The 16,441-nt window shown below is 69.6% G+C and carries 17 protein-coding genes and 1 pseudogene; 8 read left to right on the top strand and 10 right to left on the bottom strand.

The window, feature by feature from the left end:
* Positions 1-81: 81 nt before the first annotated feature.
* The 5 genes from cysS to ACIQFZ_RS13420 form a co-directional block, all read right to left on the bottom strand.
* Positions 82-1,482, bottom strand: a complete 1,401-nt coding sequence (cysS, locus tag ACIQFZ_RS13440; RefSeq protein WP_402691250.1) for a cysteine--tRNA ligase — start codon at positions 1,480-1,482, stop codon at positions 82-84.
* A gap of 106 nt (positions 1,483-1,588) precedes the next feature.
* Positions 1,589-1,993, bottom strand: a complete 405-nt coding sequence (locus ACIQFZ_RS13435) for a PPOX class F420-dependent oxidoreductase (RefSeq protein ID WP_365430280.1) — start codon at positions 1,991-1,993, stop codon at positions 1,589-1,591.
* A gap of 78 nt (positions 1,994-2,071) precedes the next feature.
* On the bottom strand, positions 2,072-2,566 hold the full coding sequence (ispF, locus tag ACIQFZ_RS13430; protein ID WP_361424710.1) for a 2-C-methyl-D-erythritol 2,4-cyclodiphosphate synthase: 495 nt from the start codon (positions 2,564-2,566) through the stop codon (positions 2,072-2,074).
* The gene (ispD, locus tag ACIQFZ_RS13425; protein WP_361424713.1) at positions 2,556-3,320 is read right to left on the bottom strand and encodes a 2-C-methyl-D-erythritol 4-phosphate cytidylyltransferase; all 765 of its coding nucleotides are present in this window, start codon (positions 3,318-3,320) and stop codon (positions 2,556-2,558) included. Before ispD ends, ispF begins: the two co-directional genes overlap by 11 nt.
* Before the next feature lie 309 nt (positions 3,321-3,629).
* Positions 3,630-4,112, bottom strand: coding sequence for a CarD family transcriptional regulator (locus ACIQFZ_RS13420; RefSeq protein ID WP_003953493.1), 483 nt, complete (start codon positions 4,110-4,112; stop codon positions 3,630-3,632).
* Between the two features lie 691 nt (positions 4,113-4,803).
* On the opposite strand from ACIQFZ_RS13420, the gene ACIQFZ_RS13415 reads away from it, so the two are divergent.
* Positions 4,804-5,469: a copper chaperone PCu(A)C gene (locus ACIQFZ_RS13415; protein ID WP_402691249.1), complete on the top strand. Its 666-nt coding sequence runs from the start codon at positions 4,804-4,806 to the stop codon at positions 5,467-5,469.
* Positions 5,470-5,582: 113 nt separating this feature from the next.
* Here ACIQFZ_RS13415 and ACIQFZ_RS13410 read toward each other — a convergent pair whose 3' ends face one another.
* On the bottom strand, positions 5,583-6,263 hold the full coding sequence (locus tag ACIQFZ_RS13410; RefSeq protein ID WP_010358452.1) for a response regulator transcription factor: 681 nt from the start codon (positions 6,261-6,263) through the stop codon (positions 5,583-5,585).
* The gene (locus ACIQFZ_RS13405) at positions 6,260-7,525 is read right to left on the bottom strand and encodes an ATP-binding protein (RefSeq protein ID WP_365429878.1); all 1,266 of its coding nucleotides are present in this window, start codon (positions 7,523-7,525) and stop codon (positions 6,260-6,262) included. Before ACIQFZ_RS13405 ends, ACIQFZ_RS13410 begins: the two co-directional genes overlap by 4 nt.
* Before the next feature lie 235 nt (positions 7,526-7,760).
* Between ACIQFZ_RS13405 and phoU the strand changes: the two genes are divergently transcribed.
* From phoU to ACIQFZ_RS13390, 3 genes are all read left to right on the top strand, one after another.
* Positions 7,761-8,450: a phosphate signaling complex protein PhoU gene (gene phoU, locus ACIQFZ_RS13400; RefSeq protein WP_365429880.1), complete on the top strand. Its 690-nt coding sequence runs from the start codon at positions 7,761-7,763 to the stop codon at positions 8,448-8,450.
* 130 nt (positions 8,451-8,580) lie between these two features.
* The gene (locus ACIQFZ_RS13395) at positions 8,581-8,736 is read left to right on the top strand and encodes a hypothetical protein (protein ID WP_172632924.1); all 156 of its coding nucleotides are present in this window, start codon (positions 8,581-8,583) and stop codon (positions 8,734-8,736) included.
* Positions 8,737-9,190: 454 nt separating this feature from the next.
* The gene (locus tag ACIQFZ_RS13390) at positions 9,191-9,757 is read left to right on the top strand and encodes a lamin tail domain-containing protein (protein WP_365775017.1); all 567 of its coding nucleotides are present in this window, start codon (positions 9,191-9,193) and stop codon (positions 9,755-9,757) included.
* Between the two features lie 166 nt (positions 9,758-9,923).
* On the opposite strand, the gene ACIQFZ_RS13385 is transcribed toward ACIQFZ_RS13390, so the two are convergent.
* Complete coding sequence (locus tag ACIQFZ_RS13385; RefSeq protein ID WP_365429884.1) at positions 9,924-10,490, bottom strand: nucleoside deaminase; 567 nt, start codon at positions 10,488-10,490, stop codon at positions 9,924-9,926.
* Between the two features lie 111 nt (positions 10,491-10,601).
* Between ACIQFZ_RS13385 and ACIQFZ_RS13380 the strand changes: the two genes are divergently transcribed.
* From ACIQFZ_RS13380 to ACIQFZ_RS13370, 3 genes are all read left to right on the top strand, one after another.
* Complete coding sequence (locus ACIQFZ_RS13380) at positions 10,602-11,522, top strand: antibiotic biosynthesis monooxygenase (RefSeq protein WP_383063408.1); 921 nt, start codon at positions 10,602-10,604, stop codon at positions 11,520-11,522.
* 39 nt (positions 11,523-11,561) lie between these two features.
* A complete protein-coding gene (locus ACIQFZ_RS13375; protein ID WP_402691248.1) occupies positions 11,562-12,941 on the top strand; it encodes an FAD-binding oxidoreductase in 1,380 nt (459 codons plus the stop codon).
* 290 nt (positions 12,942-13,231) lie between these two features.
* Positions 13,232-14,602: a phosphatase PAP2 family protein gene (locus ACIQFZ_RS13370; RefSeq protein WP_383063416.1), complete on the top strand. Its 1,371-nt coding sequence runs from the start codon at positions 13,232-13,234 to the stop codon at positions 14,600-14,602.
* A 47-nt stretch (positions 14,603-14,649) separates the two neighbouring features.
* Here the strand turns inward: ACIQFZ_RS13370 and ACIQFZ_RS13365 are convergent, their stop codons facing one another.
* Positions 14,650-15,312, bottom strand: coding sequence for a DUF4232 domain-containing protein (locus tag ACIQFZ_RS13365; protein WP_365775025.1), 663 nt, complete (start codon positions 15,310-15,312; stop codon positions 14,650-14,652).
* A 533-nt stretch (positions 15,313-15,845) separates the two neighbouring features.
* On the bottom strand, positions 15,846-16,067 hold the full coding sequence (locus ACIQFZ_RS13360; RefSeq protein WP_361424740.1) for a hypothetical protein: 222 nt from the start codon (positions 16,065-16,067) through the stop codon (positions 15,846-15,848).
* A 203-nt stretch (positions 16,068-16,270) separates the two neighbouring features.
* On the opposite strand from ACIQFZ_RS13360, the pseudogene ACIQFZ_RS13355 reads away from it, so the two are divergent.
* Positions 16,271-16,441 (top strand): annotated as a pseudogene (locus ACIQFZ_RS13355) (DNA-directed RNA polymerase subunit alpha); the annotation flags it as partial.

Here is a 16,441-nt window from a genome sequence, read left to right as displayed (position 1 = left end):
GAAGCGTCGTACGTACGTCTATGCAGTGTGCCGCCCGGGAGGCCGGGCGGCACAATCGATCTTCCGCGCTCGCGGGCGGGCTCAGCGCGCGCCCAGGCTCCAGCGCGGTCCCTGCGGGCTGTCCTCGATCACCAGGCCCGACTGGTTCAGCTGGTCGCGGAGGGCGTCGGCGGTCGCCCAGTCCTTGCGGGCGCGGGCCGCCTCGCGCTGGTCGAGGACCATGCGGACCAGGGTGTCGACCACGCCGTGCAGGTCCTCGCCGCGCTGCTCGCCCCCTCCGGCCCAGTGCGGGTCCAGCGGGTCGAGGCCGAGGACGCCGAGCATGGCGCGCACCTCGGCGAGCCGGGCCACGGCGGCCTCCTTGTCGTCGGCGGCGAGCGCGCTGTTGCCCTGGCGGACGGTGGTGTGCACCACCGCGAGCGCCTGCGGCACGCCCAGGTCGTCGTCCATCGCCTCGGCGAACGCGGGCGGCACCTGCTCGGCCGGCTCGACCGGGCCCGCCTTCTCCACCACCCGCTGGACGAAGCCCTCGATCCGGGCGAACGCGGACTCGGCCTCGCGCAGCGCCTCCTCGCTGTACTCGATCATCGAGCGGTAGTGCGGGGTGCCCAGGTAGTACCGCAGCACGATGGGCCGCCACTGCTCGACCATCTCGGAGACCAGCACGCTGTTGCCCAGCGACTTGGACATCTTGTCGCCGGCCATGGTCACCCAGGCGTTGTGCACCCAGTACCGCGCGAATTCGTCGCCGTAGGCCTTGGCCTGGGCGATCTCGTTCTCGTGGTGCGGGAAGATCAGGTCCAGGCCGCCGCCGTGGATGTCGAAGGCGCTGCCGAGGTACTTGTGCGCCATCGCCGAGCACTCCAGGTGCCAGCCGGGACGGCCCGGCCCCCACGGGGTGTCCCAGGTCGGCTCGCCCGGCTTGGCCGCCTTCCACATGGCGAAGTCGCGCGGGTCGCGCTTGCCGGTCTCGCCCTCGCCGGAGGGCTGGAGCAGGTTGTCGAGCTCCTGCCGCGACAGCTCCAGGTAACCGGGGAAGGAGCGCACGTCGAAGTAGACGTTGCCCTCGGCGGCGTAGGCGTGACCGCGCTCGATGAGGCCCCGCATCATCTCGATCATCTCCGGCACATGGCCGGTTGCGCGGGGCTCGTAGGTGGGCGGCAGGCAGCCGAGCGCGGTGTAGCCGTCGTCGAACGCGCGCTCGTTGTCGTAGCCGATCGCCCACCACGGGCGGTGCTGCTCGTGCGCCTTGGCGATGATCTTGTCGTCGATGTCGGTGACGTTGCGGATGAACGTCACCTCGTAGCCGCGGTAGGCGAACCAGCGGCGCATGATGTCGAAGTTCAGCCCCGAGCGGATGTGCCCGATGTGCGGGGCCGCCTGCACGGTGGCGCCGCACAGGTAGATCGAGACACAACCCGGCTCGAGCGGGGTGAAGTCACGGATCTGCCGGGCGCTGGTGTCGTACAGGCGAATAGTCACCACACCAGGGTAGTGGGCCCCGGGCAGTACCTCGCTTGCCTCCCCGCCGCGTGCGCGCTGCTTTTCCGCACATGTTCCGCACATCCCCCGCGCGGCAGTGCCGCGGTCACAGGATCCCGACGACCTTCCGCGGCCTGATCCGTACGATCACGCGCTCGGCGTCCTGCACCGAGGAGGGGTTGAACTCGGCGTACTTCTTGCCGGTGTACTTCAGGGACAGCTCGTCGATGAGCTGCCGGCCGCCCACGGTGGTCAACTCGGCGGTGCCGCGGATCTCGGCGTACTCGTAGGGGGAATCGGGGTCCTGGACGACGACGCTCGCGCGGGCGTCGCGGTCGAGGTTCTTCTTCTTGCGGCGGTCGACGGTGGTGGAGACGAGGATGTCCTCGCCGTCCCGCTTCGCCCATACCGGGGACAGCTGCGGACTGCCGTCGGGCTGGATCGTGCCGAGGACGACGAAGACGGGACCGTCGAGCAGTGACTTGAGCCGGTCGGGCAGGGCGGCGGACATGGGGGACCTCCGTGAGCCTGGTCGGGCGTCGGGTGCCCGCGTCGGGGGCGAGGGGTACGCGGGTACCCTCGCACGCCGTCAGCCCGCTCGCACCACGAGCGCCGTGGCCACCGCCATCAGCCCCTCGCCGCGGCCGGGGAAGCCGAGCCCGTCGGTGGTCGCGCCGGAGACGGTGACCGGCGCTCCGGCCGCCTCGGACAGCACCTTCTGGGCCTCGTCCCGGCGCTTGCCGATCTTCGGCCGGGGGCCGACGACCTGCACCGCCACATTCCCGATCCGGAAGCCCGCCGCGCGTACGATCCGCGCAGCCTCCGCCAGCAGGGTGACCCCGGACGCGCCGGACCACTCGGGGCGCCCGGTGCCGAAGTGCTGCCCGAGGTCACCGAGGCCGGCGGCCGAGAACAGCGCGTTGCACGCGGCGTGCGCGACGACGTCGGCGTCGGAGTGCCCGGCCAGTCCCGGGCCCTCGCCCTCCCACTTCAGGCCCGCGCACCACAGCTCGCGGCCCTCCTCGAAGGCGTGGATGTCGGTGCCGATGCCGACCTGCGGAAGCAGGGGCGCGTCAGAAGCCATCGTTCAGCCTCCGCCGGGCCAGGACCGCCTCCGCGAGGACCAGGTCCAGCGGACGGGTGACCTTGAAGGCCTCCTCGTGGCCGGGCACGGCCACGACCCGCTCGCCGAGCTGCTCGACCATGCTCGCGTCGTCGGTGACGTCGTCGGTGACCGTCTCGTGGGCGCGGACCAGCGTCGCCCGGTCGAAGCCCTGCGGGGTCTGCACGGCCCGCAGCCGCGACCGGTCGGGCGTGGACACCACCGGCTCGGGCCCGCCGGGCACCGCCGCGGGCTCGACCTGCTTGACGGTGTCGGCGAGCGGCAGCGCCGGCACGACGGCGGGCGCCCCGGCCTGCACGGCCTCGATGACCGCGTCCACGGTGTCCACCGGCACCAGCGGGCGGGCCGCATCGTGCACGAGGACGATGTCGTGGCCCGGCGGCAGCGCGTCCAGGCCGAGCCTGACCGACTCCTGGCGGGTCTCGCCGCCCGGCACGACGAGGAAGTCCGTGCGCTCGGGCAGCGCGTGCGCGTCGAGAAGCGACTTGACCTCGGCGGCGCCGTCGGACGGGGCCACGACGACGACCAGGGAGACCGCCCGGGAGGCGGCCATGGCCCGCACGGCGTGGATGAGCATGGGCGTGCCGTTCAGCGCGCGCAGTGCCTTGGGGGCGCCCGGACCGAGGCGTACGCCCCGGCCGGCGGCCGGAATCACGGCGGCGACGGGAGCTCCCGGTCGGCCGCTCGTGGGTGAGGGGCGCGAATCGTCAGACATGGTTCCTGTCAGGTTTGTGTTGCGGCCCGGCGTGGGTATGGCCTGGGGGAGCGCCCCCCTGCTCGTAGAGCCCGGGGGGAATGCCGGGCATGCGGCCTCGACCGGACCCTTCCGTGACCCTGGTCGAGTCGGCTGCCCGGGCCCGGCACACAGTATCGGGGGGGCCTCCCCGGCCGTACGGCATGGAGGACACCCGCGCGGACGCGCGCGGGTACGAACATGCCGCAGCGCCCGGCGACGTGAAACGCGCCATCGGGCACCGCGGCATTTTCTGTGCTGAACTGAGGCGGGTGTGGCAGTCGCCTCGCGTCAGGACGCGAGAACCTCGTCGAGCAGGGCCTCGGCCTTGTCCTCGTTGGTGTTCTCCGCGAGGGCAAGCTCGCTCACCAGGATCTGGCGGGCCTTGGCGAGCATGCGCTTCTCACCGGCGGAGAGTCCGCGCTCGCGCTCGCGACGCCACAGGTCACGCACGACTTCCGCGACCTTGATGACATCGCCGGAGGCGAGCTTCTCCAGATTTGCCTTGTAACGACGCGACCAGTTCGTGGGCTCCTCGGCGTACGGAGCGCGCAGGACCTCGAAGACCCGGTCCAGCCCGTCCTGACCGACCACATCACGCACGCCGACGAACTCCGCATTGTCCGCTGGCACACGCACCGTCAGGTCACCCTGGGCGACCTTCAGCACCAAGTAGGTCTTGTCCACGCCTTTGATCTGGCGAGTTTCGATAGCCTCGATCAGCGCGGCCCCGTGATGGGGATAGACCACGGTGTCGCCAACCTTGAACGTCATGTGACAGGTACCCCTTCCGTGGCTATCCAGGGTAACACGGATACGGCGTCTTCTGAATGGCGTTTTCGCAGGTCAGGGCATATCTCGGGGCTTGACAACAGCGACGGGGACGTGCTTCGGAAGGGTCACGGGGGTCAAGGGGAAGCAGGTATTCGCAGGTCGGAGGGGCTCTCCACGCGGGGTGAAACGCGTACGTTACACACATCCGGCGCCCCGTCCAAACGGCTGAACATCCCGTTTTGTCTGGTTCCAAGCGCTCGACTTCCGCTACTCCGTTCGGTGCTCCGGAGCCGTCTCCAAGACGAATCCGGAATTGATCACGCCGTTCGCGCCATCCCTCGGACGGACGGCCGGTGATCAATTCCCGCCCCCGGCGCGCATTCCTTCACCGGAAATCCCCGGCAGGCCGATGACGGGCTATGAGCGGGCTATGCGGGGGTGCTTATCGGAAAGGCGGACGGCCGCCCGGCCCAATGCGCGGGCGTCTGCACGACCCCGGCCCGCACGACCGGATTCGGGGCGCCGGGACGGCCGCGCCGCGGGGGCGCGGGGTGTGGCGGAAGGCACAGGGGGCGGGTCGGGTGCGGGCCCGTGGGAACGGCTCGGTAACCTATGGCCGCTGACAGACGCTTAGGACGGCTTTATAAGGGAGCCGCCCTGTTCCGCCCACGTTCAAGGAGTTGCCGCCGCCGTGAGCAGCAGCCTTCGACGCGGCGCCCTCGCCGCCGCCGCCATCGCGTTCTCGATCGCCTCGCTCGCCGCGTGCGGCGCCGGCAACGATGCCCAGACGCTCCAGATCCGCCCCGACCACGCGGCCACAACGGTCGGCACGATCAAGGTCCAGAACGCGGTGGTCGTCACCCAGCCCGGCGTCCAGACCAAGGGCCCGGCCGTGATCATCGCGACGCTCTTCAACAACGGCACGACCGACCAGACGCTGGACGGGATCCGCGTCGACGGCGACGGCTCCGCCCAGATCACCCCGGCACAGGGCGGCGGCAAGCTGACCATCCCCGCGCACGGCTCCGTGATCCTCGGCGGCAAGGGCAACGCCTCCGCCGCGCTGACCAACCCCGGCCCGGTGCTCAAGGACGGCAACGCGCAGAAGATCACCTTCACCTTCAGCAAGACCGGTGACGTGAGCCTGCGCGCCTTCGTGGTCCCGGCCCAGGGCTACTTCGACAAGTGGGGCCCGAGCAACATCCCGGCGGCACCGGGCGAGCCGGCCGCGTCCCACTCCGCCGCGGGCGAGCAGTCGAAGTCGCCGGCGGCCCAGCGGTCCGGGTCGGCCTCCGCGTCGGGCGGCGACGCCGCCGCCCCCAGCGACTCGGCCTCGCAGTCGACGGCCGGCAACTGAGACCCGGTCCGCGACAAGCACGGCAAGCACGCCGAGGGCGGCACCCTCTTCAGGAGGGTGCCGCCCTCGGCGTGCAGGGGACGGACGGTGCGCGCTGCGCGGCCCGCACCGGTCTACGGCTCGAACTTGTAACCGAGCCCCCGGACCGTCACCAGATAGCGCGGGGCGCCCGGATCCGGCTCGATCTTCGCGCGCAGACGCTTGACGTGGACGTCCAGCGTCTTGGTGTCGCCGACGTAGTCGGCACCCCAGACGCGGTCGATGAGCTGCATCCGGGTCAGGACCCGGCCGGCGTTGCGCAGCAGCATCTCCAGCAGGTCGAACTCCTTGAGGGGGAGGTCGACCTTGGAGCCGGAGACCGTGACCACGTGCCGGTCGACGTCCATACGGACCGGCCCGGCCTCCAGGGCCGCCGGAGTGACCTCCTCCGGCTCACCGCGCCGGCGCAGCACCGCGCGGATACGGGCGACCAGCTCGCGGGAGGAGAACGGCTTGGTGACGTAGTCGTCCGCGCCTATTTCCAGGCCGACGACCTTGTCGATCTCGCTGTCCTTGGCGGTCACCATGATCACGGGAACGTTGGAGCGGCCGCGCAGCTGGCGGCACACCTCCGTGCCGGGCAGCCCCGGCAGCATCAGGTCGAGGAGGACGAGATCGGCGCCGTTGCGCTCGAACTCGTCGAGTCCGTCGGGCCCCGTGGCCGCGACGGCGACCTCGAAGCCTTCCTTGCGGAGCATGTACGACAGGGCGTCGGAGAAGGACTCCTCGTCCTCGACGACGAGCACTCGGGTCACGGAAGGACCTCCGGGGCGGGAAGCGGTTCGTAAGGGGCTGGTTGGGTGAGTGGCTGCCCGGCCTCCTCGTCGAGGGCGGGGTGCTGCTGCGCGCGGTCGCGGGCCTCTCGGGCCGCGGCCGCCTCCGGCAGCCGCAAGGTGAAGGTGGAGCCCTGTCCCTCGGCGCTCCACAGGGTGATCTCCCCGCCGTGCGAGGCGACCACGTGCTTCACGATCGCCAGACCCAGGCCGGTGCCCCCCGTGGCACGCGACCGGGCCGGGTCGACGCGGTAGAAGCGCTCGAAGATGCGCTCCTTGTCCTTGTCCGAGATGCCGATGCCCTGATCGGTGACGGCGATCTCGATGAGGTCCCCGCCGGGGACGTTGACCCTGCGGGCGGCGATGCCGACGCGGGTGCGGGACGGGGAGTAGTTGACGGCGTTCTCCACGAGGTTGCCGAGGGCGGCGGCGAGCTGGCCGCGGTTGCCCCACACACGCAGGTCGGCGGTGCCGCCGGCGGCCATCGTGATCTGCTTGGTTCCCGCCTGGTGGCGGCAGCGGTCGATGGCCTCGGCCACCAGCTCGTCCACGCGGACGGGCTCGGCGTCCTCCAGCGGGTCGTCGTTCTGCACCCGGGACAGGTCGATGAGCTCCTGCACCAGGTTGGTGAGCCGGGTCGCCTCGATCTGCATGCGCCCGGCGAAGCGCTCCACGGCCTCCGGGTCGTCGGAGGCGTCCATGACGGCCTCGGACAGCAGGGAGAGCGCGCCGACGGGCGTCTTCAGCTCGTGGCTCACATTGGCAACGAAGTCGCGTCGTACGGCCTCGATGCGGCGGGCCTCGGTCAGGTCCTCGACCAGGAGCAGGACCAGCCGGGAGCCCAGCGGCGCGACACGCGCGGAGACCGCGAGAGCCTCGCCGCGTCCGGTGCCGCGTCGCGGCAGGTCCAGCTCGACCTGCCGTATCTCTCCGTCCCGCCTGGTGTCCCGGGCCATCTGGAGCATCGGCTCCACGGCCAGCTTGCCGCCGCGCACCAGCCCGAGGGCGTACGCTGCGGAGCTGGCCTTGACCACGGCGTCGGCCTCGTCGAGGACGACCGCGGAGGAGCGCAGCACGGAGAGGACGGTGTCCACACCCGGCGGCAGGACCGGGTCGATGTGCAGGGAAGTACGGGTCGGGCGCCTCTGCTCGCGCTCGCTCCAGCGGAACGCCAGCATGGCGATGACGCCGGTGAGCACTCCGGCGATCGCTGCCGCTGCGGCGACCGCCGCGTTCACGTCCATGCGTCCAGGTTAGGCACGGGACAGGACCCGTCCACAGCCGTCGAGGTGCGACCTCGGACACTCGTCGCCCAGAGTTCACCTTGGAGCCAGTAATGGTTCATTTGGGGTGACGGAAACGGACGCGTACGCCCCGGACCGTGGGAGCGTGGGGTTCGTACCCCAGGCTCCGCCGTGGCCTCCGGCCCCGGAAACCCCTACCGAACCCCCGAACGACGACGCACGAGAGGGAACCCTGATGCGGGACGCGTACCACGAGGAACTTGACTCGATCGGCGACGGTCTGGTGGAGATGGCCCGGCTGGTCGGGTCGGCGATCGGGCGCGCCACGACCGCCATCCTGGACGCCGACCTGAAGCTGGCCGAGAGCGTGATCGAGGCCGACCAGAGGGTCGACGAGCTCCAGCACGACCTGGAGGCCCGGGCGATAGCCCTGCTGGCCAGGCAGCAACCGGTGGCGACGGACCTCAGGATCGTCGTCACGTCCCTGCGGATGTCCGCCGACCTGGAGCGTTCGGGCGACCTGGCCCAGCACGTGGCCAAGCTCGCCCGGCTGCGCTTCCCGCAGCGCGCGGTCCCGCAGGACCTGCACGCCACCATCCTGGAGATGGGGCAGCTGGCCCAGCGCCTGATGGCGAAGGCGGCCGAGGTGATCGTGACCAAGGACGTCGACCTGGCCCTCCAGCTGGAGCAGGACGACGACGAGATGGACCTGCTGCACCGCACCCTGTTCCAGCACCTGATCGACGACCGCTGGAAGCACGGCATCGAGACGGCCGTGGACGTCACCCTGCTCGGCCGCTACTACGAGCGGTACGCCGACCACGCGGTGGCGGTCGCCAAGCGGGTGGTGTACCTGGTGACCGGTGAGCACGCGGACGACCTCCAGCAGGACATCCAGCCGGTGACGGGGGTGGAGGGCGCCTGACGGCCGGGGGCCGGCCGGGGACCGGCGCGAAGCGGGGACGCCGAGGTGTGCTCGAGCCACCGTGCGCCGTTGATGCGCCCAGTGCGGCGGGCATGAAATGGGCAAAGGCACCAGCCTCGAGGAGGGACCCATGGCCGAATCCCCCAGCACCACACCCGACCCCACGCAGGAACGCGAGACCGAGCAGCCCGCCGAGATCAGGAGCCTCCCGCTCTTCGGCGCCTGCGGCTGCGGCTCGGGCTGCGGCTGCGGCTGCCAGTCGGGCGGCCCCTGCCAGTGCGGCTGACGGGCCGCCGACGCCCACCACGTCCACCTGTCTCGGTTCACCTACATCCGCACCGCTGCACGTCGCCGCGGTGGTCGCAGGGCCCCGGTGCTCCACCGGGGCCCTGCGCCGTATGCGCCGGCACCCGCACCGGCTGTTACCCACGGAGGAGTGACGGCCGTGCCGCGTCCGGGGTGGCGCGCCATGGCGAGCGCGCGCTGCGGCTCAGTGCCCGCAAGGGCCTTCCCGCCGACGGCCCGTCAACTGTCCGTGTTCGGTGAGTGAATGATCCCTACAGGCAACCGTCACAGAAATATGGGCACTCTGTAACACCAGTCGGGAATTACCGTCATGTCCGGGAATCGGCGGACAAGGTGTGAGGGAGCGGCCGGCCGGCCGCCACCGCACAGCGCACACCCTCCCGCGCGGCTCGTCCCCGCAGGCGGAGTGTGCTCGCACCAAGCAGGGAGAGCCTGTGTCCGTTTCCGTTTCTGTGACCGCTCGTCGTCTGGCCGCCACCGTTGCCGCCGCCGGAGCACTGGTCGGTACGGTCGCGCTGCCGGCGTCCGCGGCCGACCACGCCCGGCGCTCGCACCGCGAGAACGTGGTGATCAGCAACGTGCACCTCGGCACCGAGGGCCGTGACTACCGCTCCAACCGCGCCCTGAACCAGGAGTGGGTGGCGATCACGAACAACAGCCGCCAGCACGTCAACCTGAGCGGCTGGACGCTGTCCGACAAGCACGGACACACCTACACCTTCCGCCACTTCCGCCTCAGCGGCCACGACACGGTCCGGGTCCACACCGGCGTGGGCCGCGACACACGAAACGACTTGTTCCAGGACCGCCGCAACCAGGTCTGGGACCGCCGCGACACCGCCACCCTGCGCAACGAGCGCGGCCGCGTGGTGGACACCGCCGCCTGGAACAACGACCGCCACGACCCCCGTGACACCCGCGGCTCGCACAACGACCGCGACGACGCGCGTGACACCCGCGGCTCGCACAACGACCGCGACCACCACGGCGGCCGTCGCTGACCCCTGGCACCCTTTGCTGACGGCCCGGGCAGGCCCCGACCACTGAAAGGCCCCCGGCCGGCGGAGATTCCGCCGGCCGGGGGCTCCTTCGTGCGGGCCTTGCATCCGCGCCTACGGCCTTCTCTCCATGCCGCGGGACGCCGGCGCACCCACGAGCGAGCGACCGTCAGTACGGATGGTGGTTCGGCTTGTCCTGCCACGCCTGGTAGGCCTGGGCGCCCAGCTCGGGGTACATCTGCTTGATGCTGATGCTCCGCTGGTCCGGAGGCCGCTGGAAGTCCTCGTACTGGAAGTCGTCGCTGAACCCGATCTCCTCGGTGGCCTTCCAGTCACAGCTGTAGTAGACGGCGCCGATTCGCGCCCAGTAGATGGCGCTCATGCACATGGGGCAGGGCGCGCCGCTGGTGTAGATCGAGCACCCCTGGAGCATGCGGGCACGCTCCGGCAAGATGTCCGGGGACCCCTCGGGACGGGGCACCAACTCCAGTGTGTACTCGTTCTGGTGGTCTTCCGAGACAGTGGGAGCATCCGGGTTGAGGTACTGGATGGCCTTGCGTATGGCCTCCACCTCGCCATGCGCGGTGGGATCCGCCGTGAGCAGCACGCGGTTCTGGCCTCGAGCGATCACCTCGCCATCATGGGTGATCACCGCACCGAAGGGGCCTCCCCAGCCGTTCTCGACGGATTCGGTGGCCAACCGCGCCGCTTCGGCCAGGTGCTCCCTGTGTCCCATCTCGGCGCCTCCGGTCCCACGTTACTTTTGCGGCATATGGGGCTTTTATCTACTCTAGGAGGCGTGAGTCCTCGTGCAACTCCTGGCTCCCACGGCGACAGTGCGACCGTCGTGATCTCACAGAAGGTCCGTCCGGGATGTGAAGACGACTACCTGCGCTGGCAGGATCGAACCAACGAGGTCGTAGGCGAATTCGACGGGTTCGAGGGAACGGAGCAGTACCCTCCGCCCTCCGCCGAGGGAAACGAGTGGGTCGTCGTCTTCCGCTTCTCCCATCTGGATCAGCTGACCGCGTGGATGAGCTCCGATACGCGCCGCGAACTCCTCGAACAGGGACGCGAACTGTTCGAGGAGGCCCCCACGCAGGAAGTTCTCGCGGGTGGCACGCCGGTCCATGACGCCGTCACCGCGGTGATCTCGCACGACGTGCGACCTGACCAGGAACGGGCGTTTGTGAGCTGGCAGGAGAAGATCCTGTCGGCTCAACGAAGGTTCCCGGGCTTCATGGGCTCGGAGTTGTTCCGGCCCGTGAAGGGGATCCAGGACAAGTGGGTCACCGCCTTCCGCTTCGACACCCGTCAACACCTGGACAGGTGGCTCGAATCCACCACTCGTCGAAAGCTCCTCGACGAAGGGCGCGGCACCTTCGTTTCCTACGACGTACGCAAGGTCGGATCCGCGTTCGGCAGTTGGTTCCGCTTCGAGCAGGGTGCGGAAGAGGGTGGCCCGCCGAACTGGAAGCAGGCCATGTCCGTGGTGCTGGCCCTCTATCCCACCGTCGAGATCCTCAACCTTGTGGTGGGCCCCCGACTTGCCGCTCTCGGCCTGCCCGGATATCTCGCCTTGTTCGTCTCGAACGTGTTGAGCGTGTCCATCCTGACATGGCTGCTGATGCCGTTGGTGAACAGAGCCCTCGCCTTCTGGTTGATGCCCAGTCAGGCGCGATCCCTCCGCATCGACGTGGCAGGTGCCGCGGTGGTGGCGATCTGCTGGCTGGCGTTCATCGTGATCTTCGGCCTGACCACCGGCTGACAGCCGGCTCCGGGAGATGCTCACGACGAGGAGGCCGTCATGAGCGAACAGAACCGGCGTTCACGGATCGAGGGCGCGCTCCTCCGCAGGGGCGACGCGGACTACGAGACCGCCCGTGCCCGTTCTCTGTGGAACGAACTCAAGCCGGACCGGTACCCCGATCTGATCGTCCGAGCCGCCAGCGAGCGGGACGTTCAGGAAGTCCTGAAGCTGGCCGTCTCCAGCGGACTGCGACTCGCCGTACGCGCGGGCGGGCACAGTTGGTGCGGTTCACCACTGCGGGACGGAGGCATACTCCTCGACCTCTCGGGGCTCGATCAGTGGAAGATCGATGCCGACTCGGCGACGGCGACCGTGCAGCCAGGTGTCATCGGCAACAGATTCGCGAGGGAGCTCGCCCGGCGCGATCTCGCCTTCCCTGCAGGGCACTGCCCCTCCGTCGCTCTGGGCGGCTACCTCCTCAGCGGCGGCCTCGGCTGGAACTCCGGTCTGTGGGGGGTGGCTTGCGCGAGCGTACTGGAGATCACCGCTGTGACAGCCGGCGGTGAAGTACTCAGGTGCACCGAAGAAGAGCATCCCGGCCTGTTCTGGGCAGCACGGGGGACCGGGCCCGGCTTCTTCGCCGTCGTCACCAGCTTCCGTCTCCGTCTGCGGCCGCGCCCGACCGCACTCGCCACGACCTCCTATGTCTTTCCCCTCACGACAGTCGGCCCCGTAGCCGACTGGGCCACCGAGACGGCGCGCGAACTGCCCGCGAACGTGGAACTGTCCTTCCTGCTGGCCGCCGAGGATGCGCCAGGCGTGCCGGATGGGCCGTGGCCCGAGGTGGTCGTCGTCACCGCCACCGCGTTCGCGGACTCGCACACCGAAGCCGTCGGCGCCCTGCGTCCGCTGCGGAGCTGCCCTCTCTCCGAACGACCGCTGCGCCGGCGACTCGATGAGCCGACGTCTCTCGCCGCTCTCTATGACGGCTCCATGGGCCTGTGGCCCGAAAAGCACCGCTACGCGGCCGACACGCTGTGGTCGCACGAGGACTACGCATCGCTCCTGGCGAAGCTGGGCGACCCGGTCGCCAAAGCCCCTTCCAGGAAGTCCTTCGTGCTGGCGCCCGTCTCACCGGTCTCGCGGGAGGACGAGTCGCTGCGGAACATGGCGTTCTCCGTGCTCGGAGAGAGCTACGTCGTGCCCTACGCCGTCTGGACCGATCCCGCGCATGACGACGTCAACGTGCACTGGCTGCGCGACGCCATGCGCGCGGTGGAACCGTTCGGAACCGGTCACTACATCGCCGAAGCGGACCTGACCGCCGACCCGTCCCGGGCCCGGCGATCGTTCACGACTGCCGATTGGCAGCGCCTGCGATCCTTGCGGGCGGAGTACGACCCGCAGGGTCTCTTCTTCTCCTACCTGTCCGCCTGAGGCGGTCCGGCGCCCAGAGCAGGCGGCGACGGCCGCCCCGTGACGACGGTGTCCGAGCCCTCAGCCGGCGAAGCGAGGGCGCTTGTGCGCCGACACGGCTATTGACCTGCGTAGATCCACTGTGCTTCCCTCCCCGTGGGGGCTTGGGGGACCGCTGTTGACTGTGGCTGTCCGCTCTGAAGGGCACACCAAGGGCACGGGTGGCGTGCAGGGGCGGACCAAGGGGGTATGAGGTGTCTCGGGGCTTTGGGAGACGCATCGGGATCGCGGACGAAGTGACCACTCCGCCCATGCGCATACCGCGACCGGACCTGCCCCGACGACGGGAGAGACTCTGGGCCGTGGCGGGTGTCGCGGCCCTCGGATTCCTCATCGTGCTGGAGTTCGCCGCGCGTCGCTACGGCCTACCAGGGCCGATCACCACCCAGGTGCGAGAGGTGGTGGCCGCCCCCAAGTCGGGCGGTCTGCTGTACGCCGCCATGGCGTTGATGATGGTGGTCCTCACCTGGCGACAACGGTTCATCGCGGCGGGTGCGGCGATCGGTATCGACATCGCCTTCGCGCTGGTCCGGTGGGCGGTGGACGCCAAGGTGACCAGCGGCCACCCCTTCGGCAACGGTGCGTTGTGGGTGATTCTGGGCTACGGGGTCATCGCTGCCACTCGCCGCGCCGGCTCGGAACGTGTCCTGCTGCTGAAGGGCGTCGGGCTGGGCCTGCTGCTGGTGGCCGGCCGCAAGACCGGCGACACATGGCTGCTCATCACCTCGAAGACCCGCCCCGCGGTGCTCGACCAGTACGTGGCGACAGCCGATCACGCGCTGGGCAGTCCGTCGTGGCTGGTAGGCCGGGTCGTCGCGGCCACCGGCCCCATCGGCTTCAATTTCCTCGACATCGTCTACGGTCAGCTCGCGGTGGCCGCAGTCGTCGTCGCGCTGTATCAACTGCGCGGCGTGGCGGTCGAGCGCCGCTTCCCGGGCCATCACCTGGTGCGCACCTTTCTGGTGATCGGCCTTCTCGGGCCGGCGTTCTACATGATCTTCCCGGTGGTCGGACCGATCTTCGCCTACGGCACCGGCACCGAGTACTGGGCGACGGTCAGCCTGTGGTCGCCGGACATTCCGTCCAGCGGGCACTGGGCGGTGGCCGACCTGTGGCCGCAAACGCTGCCGCCGATCGATACCCCGCTCTCCATGCCGTTCGACGAGATCACCCCGCGGAACTGCATGCCCAGCCTGCACACGGCGTGGGCCACCGCGATCTTCATCCATACCCGGAAGGGCCCACGCGTTCTGCGGTACGCGGGCACGTTCTGGCTGGTTGCCACGCTCGCCGCAACGCTGGGATTCGGCTACCACTACGGCGTGGATCTCCTTGCCGGCGTGGTGTTCGTGCTCACCATCGAGGCAGCTCTGCGGTCGCTCGACCGCGGCTGGGATCGATCGGGGATCCGGCTGGCCGCTTACGGGGCAACGGTCTTCACCGCGCTGCTGGTGGCTTACCGCTTCCTGCCGTTGACGATGGCCGAGCATCCGTGGGTGTCCGGCCCCCTGCTCGTGCTGGCGATGACCTCCGTGATCTACGGCTATGTACGGACCACCGCGGCGTGGGAACCGAAGGCCACACCAGCGCGACAACCGGTGCCGCAACCAGAACCGATCTGAATCGTGTTGCACCGGGTTGTCGGCTGCGCGCCGAGTGATCGGTCCGTTCAGCTGAAGGGAACGGCGTCCGCCGGGGCGGTGTGCCAGTTGGTGACGATCGGGTCTTCGACAGTGATGGTGCCGACCGGCAGGGAAACCGGGTTGGGGTCGTCGTCACCGACGCCGACGATGATGAAGTCCAGTTCCTTGCCACCGTTTCCCTTGGTGGTCTTCGGGTTCACCCCGGCGTAGGCGGTGGTGCTCCCGCTCAGCTTGATCTGCTTGCCGGCGGTCTGCTCCGCGGGACCCGCCTGGGTGCCGTCGGATCCGAACGCCACGGTCGGAAGCGCGGCGGGCAGGTAGCAGGTGATCCCCGGCTTCGCCTTGGCGATGATCAGGATGTATCCGCCGGCCTGGGTCTCGGACCTGGTGTTCCAGGAGATGTCGTTGGCGCCGCAGCTCTGCCCGACCGGCTCCCGCTTGCCGTTGCCGGTGTCGGCGCCGGAGCCGGCCGCGTCCTCGGTTCCCTCGCCCGTCGCGTTGGAGCTCTTGTCGGTGCTCGCGGCCGACGAGCCGGCCGGGGTGGCCGCATCGCCGACGGGGGTGGCGGACGAACCCTGTGCGGCGCCGGTGTCCGTGGCCGCGTCCCCGTTCTGGCATGCGGTCATCAACATGGCGCCGCCCACGATGGCTGCGGAGACGAGGAAGGCCTTGCGACGGTTGCCGGACATGAAATCCCCTTTGGTGATCAGTGGTTGAGGCCGAAGCCGTTTCGGCTCTCGGTGGTCGCTTGATCACTATGAGGGGGCTGCGCGCCGAACGGATCCCGGCGCCTTCGTTCCAGGACAACGCTGTCACAGACCAGTGACATGATCACGAAGAGGTGGGGGAGCCCATGCCGGTTCGACGACGGTGAACGGGGCTGACCGAGACGGGAACTGAAACGGCCGCGCTCCTCACCGCAGCACCGGAGACGGCCCGCGGCCGTCTGCCGAAGCCACCGCACTCGTGGGAGCTAAGCCGCCTTGGTTCGCGCGGCACGCATGCCCCGGGCGGGCTCCTGTACATCCTCGAGCACGAAGGTCTCGTCTTCCCCGAAGTCCGGGGCCTGGAAGGGGTTTGTCGTCGGAGGCGGCAATGCTCCGGCGGCGCGGCGGGGTTGCCCTTCCAGGGCGGAGAACAGCGACGTCGGATCGATGAGAGGTCTCCCTTCCGTTACAGGTCCCTGAAGGGGCCTGGCGTGCCATGACCGGGCACAGCGGTCCTACAGCTTGGTCATCTTGGCGTACGGGCTCAAGATCCGCATTTGCGCGGAGCCGAAATCCACGAGCACCGCGATTCCATCCTCGATGCCGATCACCCGGCCGAGGCCGTACATGTCGTGTGTGACCTGGTCGCCCACAGCGAAGTGCTTGGGAGCAGGCGTGACCGGGGCCTTGAAGGGGCTGGTAGGCAAATGACGCTTCGGTGCAGCAGGCTTTGTCATTGCCTCCAGTATGCGCCTACGGACCGCGCTGGTGGCTACCTCGCTGATCGTTGGACTCCACTCCGGCGAGAGCTGAGCCCGCCGACCGGCCGGCAGACGAGCGAGGTCGGGCGGTTCGTCCTCCCTGGAGGCCGAACCGCCCGTACCCTTCGTAGTGACTACGGCGTCACATAGCGGGCGCCAAACACTGGAGGCAATACCCCGTGCTGATTGCTCAGCGTCCATCACTGACCGAAGAGGTCGTCGACGAGTTCCGTTCCCGGTTCGTGATCGAGCCGTTGGAGCCGGGCTTCGGCTACACCCTCGGCAACTCGCTCCGCCGCACCCTCCTGTCGTCGATCCCCGGTGCTGCTGTCACCAGCATCCGCATCGAC

The organism is Streptomyces sp. NPDC093064 (assembly GCF_044754605.1).
Taxonomy (GTDB): Bacteria; Actinomycetota; Actinomycetes; order Streptomycetales; family Streptomycetaceae; genus Streptomyces.
The sequence above is the reverse complement of the archived record's forward strand: the minus strand, read 5'-3'. Positions and strand labels throughout refer to the sequence as shown.

What these genes read in the sequence shown, in the direction of transcription:
- ACIQFZ_RS13370 (WP_383063416.1), top strand. Translation starts at nt 13,232, where the DNA reads ATGCGCATACCGCGACCGGACCTGCCCCGACGACGGGAGAGACTCTGG.
- ACIQFZ_RS13385 (WP_365429884.1), bottom strand. Translation starts at nt 10,490, where the DNA reads ATGGGACACAGGGAGCACCTGGCCGAAGCGGCGCGGTTGGCCACCGAA.
- ACIQFZ_RS13360 (WP_361424740.1), bottom strand. Translation starts at nt 16,067, where the DNA reads ATGACAAAGCCTGCTGCACCGAAGCGTCATTTGCCTACCAGCCCCTTC.
- ACIQFZ_RS13395 (WP_172632924.1), top strand. Translation starts at nt 8,581, where the DNA reads ATGGCCGAATCCCCCAGCACCACACCCGACCCCACGCAGGAACGCGAG.
- ACIQFZ_RS13405 (WP_365429878.1), bottom strand. Translation starts at nt 7,525, where the DNA reads ATGGACGTGAACGCGGCGGTCGCCGCAGCGGCAGCGATCGCCGGAGTG.
- ACIQFZ_RS13435 (WP_365430280.1), bottom strand. Translation starts at nt 1,993, where the DNA reads ATGTCCGCCGCCCTGCCCGACCGGCTCAAGTCACTGCTCGACGGTCCC.
- ACIQFZ_RS13375 (WP_402691248.1), top strand. Translation starts at nt 11,562, where the DNA reads ATGAGCGAACAGAACCGGCGTTCACGGATCGAGGGCGCGCTCCTCCGC.
- ACIQFZ_RS13420 (WP_003953493.1), bottom strand. Translation starts at nt 4,112, where the DNA reads ATGACGTTCAAGGTTGGCGACACCGTGGTCTATCCCCATCACGGGGCC.
- ispF (WP_361424710.1), bottom strand. Translation starts at nt 2,566, where the DNA reads ATGGCTTCTGACGCGCCCCTGCTTCCGCAGGTCGGCATCGGCACCGAC.
- ACIQFZ_RS13365 (WP_365775025.1), bottom strand. Translation starts at nt 15,312, where the DNA reads ATGTCCGGCAACCGTCGCAAGGCCTTCCTCGTCTCCGCAGCCATCGTG.
- phoU (WP_365429880.1), top strand. Translation starts at nt 7,761, where the DNA reads ATGCGGGACGCGTACCACGAGGAACTTGACTCGATCGGCGACGGTCTG.
- ispD (WP_361424713.1), bottom strand. Translation starts at nt 3,320, where the DNA reads ATGTCTGACGATTCGCGCCCCTCACCCACGAGCGGCCGACCGGGAGCT.